11 protein-coding genes are annotated in these 13,995 nt (G+C 71.5%); 3 read left to right on the top strand and 8 right to left on the bottom strand.

Annotated features, from left to right (window positions below; genetic code table 11):
• Positions 1 to 13 precede the first annotated feature (13 nt).
• Positions 14 to 2,584 carry an ABC transporter permease gene (locus ACZ5U5_RS04635; protein WP_469016967.1) on the top strand — a complete coding sequence of 857 codons (2,571 nt, stop codon included), beginning with the start codon at positions 14 to 16 and terminating at the stop codon, positions 2,582 to 2,584.
• A 38-nt stretch (positions 2,585 to 2,622) separates the two neighbouring features.
• Here ACZ5U5_RS04635 and ACZ5U5_RS04630 read toward each other — a convergent pair whose 3' ends face one another.
• Both ACZ5U5_RS04630 and ACZ5U5_RS04625 read right to left on the bottom strand, forming a co-directional pair.
• Positions 2,623 to 3,162 (bottom strand): ATP-binding protein, encoded by a 540-nt coding sequence (locus tag ACZ5U5_RS04630; protein WP_469016155.1) that lies wholly within the window; start codon positions 3,160 to 3,162, stop codon positions 2,623 to 2,625.
• Between the two features lie 260 nt (positions 3,163 to 3,422).
• A complete protein-coding gene (locus ACZ5U5_RS04625) occupies positions 3,423 to 3,752 on the bottom strand; it encodes a hypothetical protein (RefSeq protein WP_469016153.1) in 330 nt (109 codons plus the stop codon).
• A 330-nt stretch (positions 3,753 to 4,082) separates the two neighbouring features.
• Between ACZ5U5_RS04625 and cds1 the strand changes: the two genes are divergently transcribed.
• On the top strand, positions 4,083 to 5,177 hold the full coding sequence (cds1, locus tag ACZ5U5_RS04620) for an L-cysteine desulfhydrase Cds1 (RefSeq protein ID WP_469016964.1): 1,095 nt from the start codon (positions 4,083 to 4,085) through the stop codon (positions 5,175 to 5,177).
• Positions 5,178 to 5,201: 24 nt separating this feature from the next.
• On the opposite strand, the gene ACZ5U5_RS04615 is transcribed toward cds1, so the two are convergent.
• A complete protein-coding gene (locus tag ACZ5U5_RS04615; protein WP_469016150.1) occupies positions 5,202 to 5,690 on the bottom strand; it encodes an SRPBCC family protein in 489 nt (162 codons plus the stop codon).
• Positions 5,691 to 5,752: 62 nt separating this feature from the next.
• Positions 5,753 to 6,646 (bottom strand): DeoR/GlpR family DNA-binding transcription regulator, encoded by an 894-nt coding sequence (locus ACZ5U5_RS04610; protein ID WP_469016147.1) that lies wholly within the window; start codon positions 6,644 to 6,646, stop codon positions 5,753 to 5,755.
• A 206-nt stretch (positions 6,647 to 6,852) separates the two neighbouring features.
• On the opposite strand from ACZ5U5_RS04610, the gene ACZ5U5_RS04605 reads away from it, so the two are divergent.
• Positions 6,853 to 9,231, top strand: coding sequence for a hypothetical protein (locus ACZ5U5_RS04605; protein ID WP_469016144.1), 2,379 nt, complete (start codon positions 6,853 to 6,855; stop codon positions 9,229 to 9,231).
• Here ACZ5U5_RS04605 and ACZ5U5_RS04600 read toward each other — a convergent pair.
• From ACZ5U5_RS04600 to ACZ5U5_RS04585, 4 genes are all read right to left on the bottom strand, one after another.
• A complete protein-coding gene (locus ACZ5U5_RS04600) occupies positions 9,191 to 11,614 on the bottom strand; it encodes a right-handed parallel beta-helix repeat-containing protein (protein WP_469016142.1) in 2,424 nt (807 codons plus the stop codon). The genes ACZ5U5_RS04605 and ACZ5U5_RS04600 overlap by 41 nt on opposite strands.
• A gap of 187 nt (positions 11,615 to 11,801) precedes the next feature.
• On the bottom strand, positions 11,802 to 12,407 hold the full coding sequence (locus ACZ5U5_RS04595) for an Rv1733c family protein (protein ID WP_469016139.1): 606 nt from the start codon (positions 12,405 to 12,407) through the stop codon (positions 11,802 to 11,804).
• Between the two features lie 141 nt (positions 12,408 to 12,548).
• Positions 12,549 to 13,373: an MOSC domain-containing protein gene (locus ACZ5U5_RS04590; RefSeq protein WP_469016136.1), complete on the bottom strand. Its 825-nt coding sequence runs from the start codon at positions 13,371 to 13,373 to the stop codon at positions 12,549 to 12,551.
• Between the two features lie 46 nt (positions 13,374 to 13,419).
• A complete protein-coding gene (locus ACZ5U5_RS04585) occupies positions 13,420 to 13,845 on the bottom strand; it encodes a DUF6643 family protein (RefSeq protein ID WP_363206394.1) in 426 nt (141 codons plus the stop codon).
• Positions 13,846 to 13,995: the final 150 nt, after the last annotated feature.

Genomic DNA, 13,995 nt, shown 5'->3' with positions numbered 1-13,995 from the left:
TTCCACCTCTGTCATGAGTTCCGTCGGCCCGACCACGCGCATCAGCCTGGCCTCGCTGCGCGGCCACAAGCGTCGCTTCGCGGGTACGTTCCTCGCGGTCATGCTCGGTGTCGCCTTCCTGGCGGGCACGCTCGTCATGGGCGACACCCTGCGCGCCAGCTTCGACACGATGTTCGGCAACGCGACGAGCGGCACCGACGCCGTCGTGCGCAGCGCCGACGCCATCACCACCCCCGATGACACCCAAGGCACTCGGCAGCCCGTCAAGACCTCGCTCGTGGAGAAGATCGAGCGGACCGACGGTGTCGCCGCAGCAGCACCCGCCATCCAGGGCGCGGGCCAACTCCTCGGCAAGGACCGCGAGCCCATCGGCGGCGAGGGCCCGCCCACGCTCGCCGGCAACTGGATCGACGACAAGGAGCTGAACGCCTACCAACTGGCCGAGGGCCGCGCCCCCGACAAGTCGGGCGAGGTCGTCGTCAACCGCGGCGCCGCCGAATCCGGCGACCTGAAGATCGGCGACACGACCACGCTGCGCACCCCCGACCCCGTCCAGGTGACGATCGTGGGCCTCGCCACCTTCGGTGGCGAGGACGGCATGGCACAGACCACCTTCACCGGCATGACACAGGCCGACGCCGAGAAGTACCTGACGCCCAAGCCCGGCGAGGCCGCGACCATCCAGGTGCGGGCCGGTCCCGGCGTGGGCGAGCGCGAACTCGTCGACGTGCTGAACCCCGTACTGCCCAAGGGAGTTGAGGCGATCACCGGTGAGGCGTCGGCCGCGGAGAACACGGACAACATCTCCGGCCAGTTCCTGACGCTCTTCACCAGCTTCCTACTGGTCTTCTCAGGGGTCGCGCTGCTCGTCGCCACCTTCAGCATCCACAACACCTTCGCGATCGTCGTCGCCCAGCGCACCCGCGAGAACGCCCTCCTGCGCGCGCTCGGCGCCTCGCGCCGGCAGGTCACCGCGGCCACCCTGGTCGAAGCGAGCTTGGTCGCCGTGGTCGCGTCCGTCGCGGGCCTCGCGGGTGGCATTGGTATCGCGGCCGGGCTCCAGGCGCTCTTCCCGGCCATCGGATTCCCCTTCCCCGAGGGCGACTTGGTGATCAGCGGCCTGTCGATGCTGCTGCCGCTGGCCGTCGGCATCGTGGTCTGTCTGGGCTCCGCCCTGCTGCCCGCCCTGCGCGCCGGCCGCACCGCGCCCCTGGCCGCGCTGCGCGAGACCGCGGTCGACCACTCCGGGGCGTCGCGGGGGCGCGCGGTCGCGGGTTCGGTCCTCGCGCTCACCGCCGTGGGCGTCTCGCTCGTCGGCGTCCTCGTCAGCCCGTCCGTGTGGCTGGCCGGGGCCGGGGCCGTCCTCGCGCTCGTGGCGTTCGTGGTGCTGGGGCCGGTGGCATCCTCGCGGGCGGTACGTGTGCTCGGCGGGCCCCTCGACCGGCTGCGCGGTGTCACGGGCGGACTCGCCCGGCGCAACGCCCTGCGCAGCCCCAAGCGGACGGCCGCCACCGCGAGCGCCCTGATGATCGGCGTCGCCGTCGTCTCGCTCTTCACGGTCTTCGGCGCCTCCCTGAAGGCGACCATGGACCAGACGGTGAACCGCTCCTTCGCCGGTGACCTCGCCATCAGCACCCCGGGCTTCGGCGCTGGCGGCAGCGGACTCAGCCCCAAGCTGGCCCCCGCGCTCGCCGAGCGGCCGGAGGTGGCGACCGCGGTCGGCCTCGGCAAGGGCGCGGCGGAGGTCGACGGGGAAGGCCGCGCGTTGACGGTCACCGACCCGGGTCCCTTCGCCAAGTCCTTCGACCTCGGCAAGGTCGACGGGACGCTGGACGGCCTCGGCGCCGACGGCGTCGCGATCACCCGGGAGGAGGCCGAGAAGCAGGACCTGAAGGTCGGCTCAAGGACCGAGCTCGCCTTCGCCGACGGCGAGAAGGCCACCTTCACCGTCCGGGCGCTGTACGGCCGCTCCGAGCTGGCGGGGGACTACGTCATCACCCGCGAGGCCTGGGCGCCGCACCGCATGCAGGACGCCGACAGTCTCGTCTCCGTCAGCTTCAAGGCGGGCGTGAGCGCGGACGAGGGCAGGGCCGCGGTCTCCGAGGTCGCCCGGGAGTACGGGAATCCGGATGTGCAGACGCGTGGTGAATACGCCCAGTCCGCGGCGGGAGGCATCGACATGATGCTCACGCTGGTCTACGCGTTGCTGGCGCTCGCCGTCCTGATCGCCCTGCTCGGCATCGCCAACACGCTGACCCTCGCCCTCCACGAACGGACCCGTGAGCTGGGCCTGTTGCGTGCCGTCGGGCAGACCAGGGCGCAGCTGCGGGCCATGGTCCGCTGGGAGTCGGTGCTGGTCGCCGCGTTCGGCACGGCCGGCGGCCTGGTGCTCGGCGGCTTCCTCGGCTGGGTGCTCGTCAAGGCCTCGGACGGCGCGACGAGCAGTGCCTTCGCGTTCGCGGTGCCACCCGTGCAGTTGACGGTGGTCGTCCTGGTGGGCCTGACGGCAGGAGCCCTCGCGGGTCTGCGTCCGGCACGGCGGGCCGCACGCCTGGACGTGCTGCGTGCCATCGCCACCGAGTGACGTAGGACGCGCGCTCCACGGAGCCTGTCACCGCCCGGTCAGCCGACAACGGCCGACCGGGCGGGAGCATGTCCGGGCGCGTGCCCGTCGGCGAGGGACCGCGGCCCCGCACCCAGGTCCGCGAAGGGACCCGCGGCGGCCGCGCCGTACGCCGGACAGGTGGACGGCAGCGCGTCGGTGGTCGTAGGGGCCGGGAGGGTGAACCAGACGACCTTGCCGGTGTCGCCGTGGGCGCGCACCCCCCAGCTCTCGCTGACGGCGGCGACCATGGCGAGCCCGCGGCCACAGGTCGCGAACGGCTCCGCGTCGTTGACCTCGGGGAGGCGGGGATCGTGGTCGTGCACGGAGACCGTGAGACGGTCGAGCAGCAGCTCGATCTCCACGGTGCACACCTTGTCCGGCTGTGCGTGCCGGTGCACGTTGGTCAGGAGCTCGGTCACCCCGAGCGCGGCCTGGTCTATCAACGGATCGAGATGCCAGTAGCGCAACTGCGCCGATACGATTCTGCGGACCTGGCCGATCCGCGACGGCAGAGCCTGAAGCTCCACCGTGCAATGTCTGCTTGGCTGGCTGATCACGACTGCGGCTCCCCGAATTGTGGTCCGGAAGAAGACGACGATCGGATCCAGCAGCGGCCGCGGGGTCTGCCGGTCGCAGTATGTGACCGGCGGGCTGGTTCGCAGCGTTATCGCCGATGAACCCAGAGTGATGTGAGACCAGAGTGACTCAGGGGGTGCGGGCGTGCAACTCGCACCGTCCCGGCCGGGGGACGCGCGGGCTCCTCCGGCACTGCCCCGCGATCAGGCAGGTGCCCGGCGATCAGGCAGGTGTCAGACGATCAGGCAGCTGCCCTGTGGCCCTTGGCCCTGCGTACCGCGTCGATGAACCTGCGGACCGTGGGCGGCCCCGCCTTGCCGGGCGCCGGATCATGATCGGCGAGGGTGAGGCGATAGCGCGTGCCGTTCAGTTCGGCAAGGGCCCGGTCGTCGGCGGCGAACCATGGCTTGCCGGCTCGCACCGTCTGCACGGGGGCGCTGTCGATCTCCCTGCCATAACTGGTCAGCAGCTCGAACCTGCCGTCGGTGATACGGATTTGACCCGCCCGGGTGAGGGAGCGCAGCCGTCGTCCGATCCGCACGCCTGTGGCCGTGAACTCCGGCTCCGCCATGACGTTCCGCCCCCTTGAGCGCTTCGATATCTCGTTCCGTACGGGACCGCCTTCCCGTGCGGTGCAGTCTGCACGCACCTGACGTCGAGCACCAGTGCGTATGAAGACGTGGGCACAACTGGACCACATCCTCTCCCCAGTGTGCCGTGCCCCTGCGTCAGCCCACTGTGCCAGGTGTGCCTTTGAGGTGCTCAAAGGTGTGTTTATGCAGGTGAGAAGCGTGCGGAAGGTGCCTATGATCGAGGTGTCCTGGCCGCTCCGAGCGCGGCCGGGTTGACGTCAAGGAGCCGCGCGGTGAGCACCACACAGCAGGATCGAGCCGACGAGCCGATGACCACGCTCGACGTGGACCGCAGCGACGCGGAGTACCGGGCCTGGCTCAAAGAAGCCGTGCGCAAGGTGCAGGCTGACGCCAACCGTTCCGCCGACACGCACCTGCTGCGCTTCCCGTTGCCGGAACAATGGGGCATCGACCTGTATCTCAAGGACGAATCGACCCACCCGACCGGCAGCCTCAAGCACCGCCTCGCCCGCTCGCTCTTCCTCTACGGCCTCTGCAACGGCTGGATCCGGCCGGGACGGCCGGTCATCGAGGCGTCCAGCGGCTCGACGGCCGTCTCCGAGGCGTACTTCGCCAAGCTGATCGGAGTGCCCTTCATCGCGGTGATGCCCCGCACGACCAGCGCCGAGAAGTGCCGCCTGATCGAGTTCCACGGCGGCCGATGTCACTTCGTGGACGACTCACGCACGATGTACGCCGAGTCGGCCGCCCTCGCCGTCGAGACCGGCGGCCACTACATGGACCAGTTCACCTACGCGGAACGGGCCACGGACTGGCGGGGCAACAACAACATCGCCGAGTCGATCTACCAGCAGATGAGGCTGGAGCGCTATCCGGAACCCGCGTGGATCGTCGCCACGGCGGGCACGGGCGGCACATCGGCGACCATCGCCCGCTACGTCCACTACATGCAGCACGACACCCGGCTCTGTGTCGCCGACCCCGAGAACTCCTGCTTCTTCGACGGCTGGACCCACCACGACCCGGACGCCACCAGCGACTGCGGGTCCCGCATCGAGGGCATCGGCAGGCCGCGGATGGAGCCGAGCTTCGTGCCCGGCGCGATCGACCGCATGATGAAGGTGCCGGACGCGGCGAGCGTCGCCGCCGTGCGCGCCCTGGAGCAGGCGATCGGCCGCAAGGCGGGCGGCTCCACCGGCACCGGCCTGTGGAGCTCCTTGAAGATCGTCGCCGAGATGGTGGCCGAGGGCCGCACGGGCAGCGTCGTCACGCTCATCTGCGACCCGGGCGACCGTTACCTGGACAAGTACTACTCGGACGCGTGGCTGGCCGAACAGGGGATGGACATCGCGCCGTACTCCGCCGCGATCAAGTCGCTACTGGCGAACGGGACCTGGACCTAGTCGGCCTCAACTCCGGTGCGTGGATCAGGCGTTGGCGGAAGTCAGGCGCCGGTCGAGGGCGGTGACGGCGTCGCGGAAGGCGCGGCCCATGCCCGGCTTGCCGAGCTTCAGCGCGAGGCGGAACGGCGCGACCCCGTCCGCGGCGAACGTCCACTGCACGCGGGTGCCGGTCCCGGCCGGGGTGAGCCGCCACTCCTCCAACAGGGCACGCACCCCTGGGGCGTTCGTCTCGTCGACCCGGTAGGCGTACCGCTCGGAGGCCTCGGCCGCGACGATCGTCTCCCAGAAACGCGTGCCGCCCTTGAGGCGGACCTCACGGCCCTTGCCGCCGTCCGCGCAGTCGATGGGCCGGCACAGCGTGACTGCCGTGAACCACTCGGGCCAGGCGGTCATGTCGTCGGCGAGCGCGCGGTACACCGCCTCCGGGGGCGCGCTCACCTCACGCGCGAAGACCAGACGCAACGGAGCGGACTCGGCGAACCGCAGTCCCACGGGCTTCAGTCGGCGTGCCATGAACTAAGCCCCCAAGCGCATCGGGACATTGACCGGGCACCGACACCTTAGCTGGCAGGCCGTCAGATGTCTGCGGTGCCCCCGGCGTTGTCCGCCCGCCCCACGTCCACGCCGTCTCCGGCCCGCTCGTCGGCCCACGCCTCCCCGGGCTCACCCGTGATCACCAGGCGACGCAGACGCTCGGAGATCTCCGTCCGGGCCTCCGCGGGCAGCCCCGCGTCCGTCACCAGCGTGTCGACCTGATCCAGGCCGGCGAACGAACTGAGGCCCACCGTCCCCCACTTGGTGTGGTCGGCGACCACGATGACGCGGCGCGCCGACTGCACCAGACGCCGGTTGGTCTCCGCCTCCGCGAGATTGGGCGTGGACAGACCGGCCTCCGCCGATATGCCGTGCACACCCAGGAAGAGCACATCGAAGTGCAGCGCGCCGATCGCCTGGTCGGCGACCGGGCCGACCAGCGAGTCCGACGGGGTGCGCACACCGCCCGTGAGGACGACGGTCGCCGCTCCCTGGCGCCGGCCAGAGGTGCGCTGCGCGGAGTGGAAGACATCCGCGACCCGCACCGAGTTCGTCACCACCGTCAGGTCCGGCACGTCGAGCAGATGATGGGCCAGTGCGTACGTCGTCGTGCCGCCGGAGAGCGCGATCGCCGTGCCGGGAGCGACCAGGGAGGCCGCGGTGCGCGCGATGTCCTCCTTGGCGTTCAATTCGAGGCCCGACTTGGCCTCGAACCCCGGCTCGTGCGTGCTCGCCTCCACCACCGGGACCGCGCCGCCGTGCACCTTCTCCAGGACACCCTGGCGGGCGAGGGCGTCGAGATCGCGGCGGACCGTCATGTCCGACACACCCAGTTTGCGAGTCAGTTCATTGACACGGACCCCGCCACGGCGGCGGACCTCATCGAGGATCAAGGCGCGGCGCTGCTCCGCGAGGAGGTTCTGATTCTCACTCACGTCCGTCCCGGCCCTTCTGCCTCGTCACACCCGTTGCGCCCGTCCATCACGCTGCCTCATCCTCGCACGGGCGACCGACAGGAGGTCCACCGCCCGATCGCGCGTTGGTCACCCGGAACGGGGAGATTACGTGATGGCTGGTGTGGACGGGGTCAGGAGTGGAGATCCTTCTCCCCTGACCACGCGCACATCGGGGGAAGCGAACAGTGGCAGCTGACCACAGAGAAGAGACGGCTCTCGAACTCCTCGTCCACGGGGTGGGGGGCACGACACCCGAAGAGATGCTGGGCGATCCGCGGACCGTCCGCATCTCCGGCGACGAGACGGCGGCCGTGTTCCGCCGCACCGAGGACGCCGACGCCGAGAAACGCCCGGACGACTACCGGGGCAAGCCCGTTCCGGAGGCGTACGTCTGGTGCAATCTGACCTCCGGCAACGGCTCGCGGGCCCTGTGGCTCTTGCTGCTCCCGTTCATGGTGGTCAACCTCGCGCACTGGATGCGCCCCACCTCACGGCGCATGCGCAAGACCGTCCGGACGTACGGCCTCCTGGTGCGCCTGACCGGACTCACCCTCACCGTGCTGCTGGTCGCCGCCGCCTGTGAGGTCGCCATCGACCTGATCGCCTGGCAGTGCGCGGGCACTCCCGAGTGCGCCGCCGAGCGCTCCTGGCTCGGCTTCCTCGCGAGCGACGCCTCCGGACACGGCGGCTGGTGGAGCCAGCCGGGACGGCGTCTCGCCTTCGCCGCCCTGCTGCCGGCCGCGCTCACCGGGCTGCTCTGGTATCTGTCCCAGCGCACCTGGAGCGCTTACGAGTCCCAGACGCCGCTGCCCCACCAGGACGACCCGGAGGAGGAGGCCGGCCGCACCGCGCTCGGCAAGCCCGGCTTCTGGTACGGGCGCCGCCTCGTGGCGCGGCTGCGTGCCGCGCACACGGCCGCCGGGTTCCTCACGGTGGCCGCCGCGGTCGGCGTCGCGGCCGCGCGCCACGACCGGCGGTCCGGCGGCCCCGCGCTGCTCGACGCCCTTGGCTGGATCCTCGTCGTGACGCTGCTCCTGGGAGGCGGCTTCGTCGCCCTGGTGGTCTGGCGCAGGGGGCGCAGCGAGACCAGGCTCGACCGGCACCTCGACGAGAAACTGATCCGCAGGCTGCCCCTCGGCGCGCTCGCCCTGCTCGTCCTGACGCTTCTGTACGCGGGATGGTCACGCCCCGAATGGACCTCCGAGGGCAGGCTGCCGGGCAACGCGACCTTCGGCGGCATCGCCCTGGTCCAGGGACTCCTGGTCCTCGCGCTCGCGGTGGTCGCCCGCGCGCTCTACCGCACGGCCCCCGACCCGCGCACCGCCCTGCGGGGCTTCGCGGGCCCCTCCGTCGCCATGCTCGCCTGCGCGCTCGGCGGCGTGATGTCCGGAGGCGGCGCCCAGCGCGTCGCCGACTGGCTCGACGGCACGGGGGAGCCGGGCTCCGGCGGCACCATCGACGGCCCACCCGTGCTCCTGACCTGGCAGGCATCGGTCATCCCGCCCCTCCTCGTGGTCGTGGCGGCACTCTGCGGCTGGCTCGGCGTCCGCACCTGGCGTAGGGCACGCCGCGACCGGGAGAACATCCCGCTCGAATACCCCGGCGAACCGAAGGACGCGGCCCGCAGCCGCCGCATCGCGGGCACACGCGCGCGTGCCGCCCTCACCGACCGTGCCCCCCTTCTGGTGGGCATCACCTCGGCGGTGACGCTGCTGCTCGGCGCGGGCGCCCTGGTCGGCGCATGGGTGACCGAGGAAGTCCCGAGCAAGGCCGCGCGAGGGCTGCCGCTCTTCTTCGAGGGCGCGGCCGAGACCTCGCAGGCGCTCGGCTCCTGGCTGATCGGCTTCGGTTTCATACTGTTCGTGACGTGGGGCCGCCGCGCCTACCGCGACGCCTCCGCACGGCGCACCATCGGCATCCTGTGGGACGTCGGCACCTTCTGGCCGCGCGCCGCCCACCCCTTCGCCCCACCCTGCTACGCCGAGCGTGCCGTCCCCGACCTCACCTGGCGCATGCACACCTGGACCCGCGCGACGCGCGCCACCGGCGGCAGGCTCGTCATCTCCGGCCACTCGCAGGGCAGCGTTCTCGCCGCCGCGGCCGCCTGGCAGCTGTGGCCCTCCGTCCGCAAAAGGGTCGCCCTCCTCACCTATGGCTCACCCCTGGAGCGCCTCTACGGCCGGTGGTTCCCCGCCCACTTCGGCCCGGCCGCCCTCGGCTCCCTGCACCGCGAGGTCGACTGCTGGCGCAACCTGTACCGCAGCACCGACCCGATCGGCGGCCCCGTCCGGGTTCAGCCCGAGGGCGAAGGACCGAAGGTCGACCACGACGCCCTCAAGGACCCCCTGGTCTACGGACGCACGGAGGAACACCCGCTCCCCGCCCCGATCCTGGGCCACTCCGACTACCAGGCCGACCCCGCCTTCGCCGAGGAGCGCGCACGGCTGCTCGCCCGGCTCAAGCCCGCCGTTCCGGCCCCGCGCCCCCAGGCCGAGGAGAAGCCCCCCGTACGCGCCACGACGGTCACGGCAGCTCCGGCAGATCCTCCGGATACAGCAGGGTGAGGTCGTCCTTGCTCGGCTCATCGAACTGGGCGACCCGGCCCGCGTGCCGCTCCACCATCGCCTCGAACGTCTGGCGCGCGGTGCGGCCGTTGCCGAACGCGGGACCCTTCGGAAGCGCCGTGAAGTACTTCAGGAGGGCCTCGCCCGTCCCCGTGTCGAGGCGGTACTCGTGCTCCTCGGCCTGCTGCTCGACGATCCGCAGCAGCTCCTCGGGGGCGTAGTCGCCGAAGGTGATGGTCCGTGAGAAGCGGGAGGCCACACCGGGGTTGACCGAGAGGAAGCGCTTCATCTCGGCCGTGTAGCCCGCCACGATCACCACCACGGCCTCGCGGTGGTCCTCCATCAGCTTCACCAGCGTGTCGATGGCCTCCCGGCCGAAGTCACGCCCGGAGTCCTCGGGCGAGAGGGCGTACGCCTCGTCGATGAACAGCACACCGCCGCGCGCCCGGTCGAACGCCTCCTGCGTACGGATCGCCGTCGACCCGATGTGCTCGCCCACCAGGTCGACCCGCGACACCTCGACGAGATGCCCGCTCTCCAGGGCGCCGAGCGAGGCGAGGATCTCGCCGTAGAGCCGCGCCACGGTCGTCTTGCCGGTGCCGGGGGAGCCGGTGAACACCAGATGGCGGCGCACGGACGCGGCCTTGAGACCGGCGAGCTGCCTGCGCCGCCCCACCTCGATCATGTCCGTGAGGGCGCGCACCTCGCGCTTGACGCTCTCCAGGCCGACCAGCGTGTCGAGTTCACCGAGCACGTCCTTGGAGGAGCGGGACGGCGGCTCGGGGGCCGTGGCTGTCGCGGGCGCCAGATCCGTGCGCTGACCGGGGATCGCACCGAGCAGCCCCACGGTCTGCTTGGCCGTCTGCGGGGCGGCCTCCTGCGCTGCCGAAGCCGCGGTCGCCGCGGTCCGTACCCCGCCGCTCTCGTCGCTCGTGCAGTCCTCGACGAGCGGCCCGTCCTCCGCGAACTCGAAGCCGCCGCGCGCGCACCGCTCCGTACGGCACTTCTTCAGCGTCGTACGGCAGCCGTCGATGACGTGGAAGCCGTACCCTCCGCTGTCGGTCACCCGGCAGCCGTGCAGGCTGCCGCGGCCGCCCGCCGAGACGTAGAAGCCCGCCTCCGCGGGTGAAGTGACCGTGCAGCGCTCAAGGGTGGGGTCGGCGCCCTTGGTGACGATGACGCCCGTCTGGACGCCGTCGACCGTGCAGTTGGCCAGGGTGCCACCGCTGCCGTGGTCGCGGAACCACGCGCCGGTGGCGGCATCGCGGATGCGGCAGTCGTCCAGCTGCGCCGTCGCGCCGTCGCTGACGGACACCGCCGTGTTGCGCACCTGGGAGAGATCGCTGTCGACGACGTCGGCGCGCGAGCCGCGGTCCAGGACGAACAGGGCGTCCGGCACGTCGTGCACCCGGCAGGACTCCAGGACGGCCGTCGCGCCGTCGCTGACCCACACCGCGGGGTAGTCGCCCGTGCTGTCGTGGATCTCGCACTGGTTGGCGTCCACGCGCGTGCCGGGGTCCCATACCGAGAGGCCGTTGCGCCCGAACTGCCGCACGGTGGAACGCGTGAGGGTCAGGACCGAGCGGGAACGCAGGTCGATCGCGTTCTCCGGGATGTCGTGGATGCGGCAGTCGGCGAGCGTGAGGACCGCGTCCGTGTCGAGCGTGACGCCGTCCGACGTCGTGCGGTGCACGTCGCAGTCCGTCAGATGCGCCGCGCCCCGCCCGGTGATCTGCACGCCCGAACCCTTGACCTCGTACACCTCGCAGCCGATCGCCTCAAGGCCCGAGTGCTCACCGGTCACCGAGAGACCCGCACCTGACGCGTGATGCACCCGGCAGCGCTCGAGACGGGGGTGCGCGCCGCCGCGCACCGCTATGCCCGACTGCCCGGCCGAGACGACCTCGCACTCCTCGAAGACCCCGCCCCCGCCGTCGAGTACGGCGATGCCGATGCCGCCGGGGTTGTCGACCGTGCAGCGCCGCACGGTCGGGCGCGCTCCGCCGCGCACCTCGATGCCGCTGGCGGAACGTGTCACCACGCGTACGTCGATGAGTTCGGGCGCCCCGTCCTCGACGAGCAGCGCGGGCGCGGCCGAGTCCTGGCCCTCGACATGCAGGTCCTGCACCACGGCGGAGGACCGGACGGTGAGCGGCACCCCGTCGGAGGGTGCGATGCGGACGGAGCCGGGGGAGCCCTCGGGGCCGCGCAGCGTCACCGCCCGCTGGACGACAAGATTCTCGCGGTACGTGCCGGGGGCGATGGTGAGGACGTCCCCGTCGCTCGCGGCCTCCAAGGCGGCAGCGAGCGATGCGTACTCACCCGTGCGGCGCCGCCACCGCGAGGTTCCGGTGTGCGTCACCTGGACCGTGCCCTGTGCCATGGAGTTGCTCTGCCCCCACCTTGTCGTACGCGGGTCCTCACGACCTCGCGCAAGGCGCCGAAGAGTTCGGCCGGTCCACCGTAGCGCGCGCGGCGAGGGCGAGTTGACCCGATCGCCAGGCTCTCACCTGGTCATCGCCGCTCTCTCACCGGACCCGGAAGTCCGTGCCGGTGCCTCGAACAGGGCTTCACGAGCCGGTTCCGGTCCGTCCCCAGTCCGGCCCCGCCTTCTCCCAGGCCTGGTCCCAGCGGTCGTGACGCCGCACCACCATCCGCCAGACGACGATCCGGCGGGCTCCCTCGACGAGTCCGGCGACCGCCACGGCGGCGCCGATCCCGGCCAGTGCCGCATGCGTGCTCGCGGTCGCGTCGTCCAGCGGGCGGCCGACCACCTGGCCGTGCTCGTCCGTCCAGAGCCGGAAGCGGTCGCCCGGGTCGGGGGACTCCAGGGCGGCCACCACCGTGCCGGTGTGCGCCGTGCCGTCCGGGGCGGTCCATTCGGCGAGCACCCGGCTGTGCCTGTCGCGCGCGGAGGACGTCTCGGGGTCGGGGTCGACCGGGGGTCTCGAAACCTTCTTGATCACCGTGCCCGCGACTGCGTGCCGAACCTCGCGCTGTTCCCGCACCGACTGGAGCAGGGCGTCCCGTGTCAGGCCGCCGACCGCGAAGCCGGCCAGCGGCACGGCCATGGCGATGAGCAGGACGGTCACGAGGGCCACCCAGGCTTCGACGACGTCGGTCTTGCGGCGCAGCGGGTTGTGCCGCCAGCGCCACAGCCCGACGAGTGCTCGCACAGTCCTGCACCCCCTTCCGCGTCCGTCATAACCACATGCGGCACGGCCCACGCACCGGCGGGAAGAAGAGAGAGGCACATCACTCTTCTCATCTACGCTCAACGACCGCGCCGGGTCTTCGAGTTCCCGAGCGGGCGACTCTCAATCGAGGACGGTGAACGCGTCGCCGACCCGGATCGATCCGGTCGTCTCCGGCACCAGATTCTGGCCGAAGACCAGCTGGTCACCGAAGCGGCGGTGCTTGGCGAGTGTGCGCAGCGGCTCCTTGCCGCGCTCCGCGCTGAGCTGGTCGGTGGTGGTCACGACACAGCGGCCGCACCTCTTGGCCACCCGGAAGGTGACCTCGCCGATGGCGACGCGCGACCAGTCGTCCTCGGCCCAGGGCGCCGACCCGTCCACGACCACATTCGGCCGGAAACGGTTCATGGGGAGCGGCCCCTCGTCGGAGTGGTCGCCCTGCGCGATGAGCGAGTTAAGCGCGTCGAGGGAGGAGAGCGTGGTCAGGAGCAGCGGATACCCGTCGGCGAAGGAGACGGTCTCGCCGTCCTTGGCGTACGCCGGGTCGATGGGGCGCTTGGTCGCGGGGTCGTCGAGGTGGACGAGCCGGGCGTCCGTGTCCAGATAGGCGCTGAACCAGGCGTGCGCCGCCGCGTCGGCGGGCACCGCCTCGACCATGTCCTTCCAGATGTTCACCGTGACGGTCTCGCCGGGGGGCGGCACGGCGACCGTCAGCGGCTCCCGGCCGGGCGCGGACATGCGTATGCCGCCGCCGGGCAGGAGCTCGGCGGCGGCCAACGCCAGCCTCGGATGCGGTCGTTGCGTGATGACGCGTCCGTCGCTGTCCACCAGGACCCACCGTCGGTCACCCGCGAGCCCCCAGGGCTCGACGACGGCCTCACGCGGAGCGTGTCCCCCGACCGCCTTGAGCGGGTAGAAGTGGATCGAGTGCAGCGCTGGATTCGGCATGCCGCCATCCTGCCAGCAGCCACTGACAGGGACGCGGGCGGTCGAATCAGTAGCCGCGGTAAGGGCGGTTGTACGGGTCCTCGTACGTCGCCGGGGCGGGGCGCGGTGCCGCGGGGCGCATGGCCTCGTAGCCCGTTCCGGCCGGGGGACGCTGTTGTTGCTGCTGGGGGCCCGGGTAGCCGCGCGGCGCCGACGGCTGCTGCGGGATGTACGGCGCGGGCGCCTGCTGCAGCGGAGCGGGCTGCTGCGCGTAGCCGTACGAGGGGTTGTGGTGGGACGGGGCTGCGGGCAGCGCGGGCAGGGCCGACTGCAGCGCGGGCAGGTGACTGCCCGTGTCGTACGCGGAGGGGACCCGGATCGGGGCGATCTGAGGAGTACCCCGCTCGGCGACAAGGGAGTCGTAGATCGGAGTGTCCGGGAAGGACGGCGCGGAGTAGTAACCGCCGCCATAGGTGGAGCGGGGGGAGGTCATGACACATAAGTTAAGCCCTTGATGTGCTGGTTGGGGAGACCGATAAGAGGGTTGTTTTACGTGTCGGTAGTGACCGGACGTCCCCAATCCGAGCGAACTTGGGAAAAATCGGTCGCGCAGCGGCGTAGGGATCCTGTAAAAGCCAAGCTC

This window comes from Streptomyces sp. NPDC033177 (assembly GCF_055577715.1).
The sequence above is the reverse complement of the archived record's forward strand: the minus strand, read 5'-3'. Positions and strand labels throughout refer to the sequence as shown.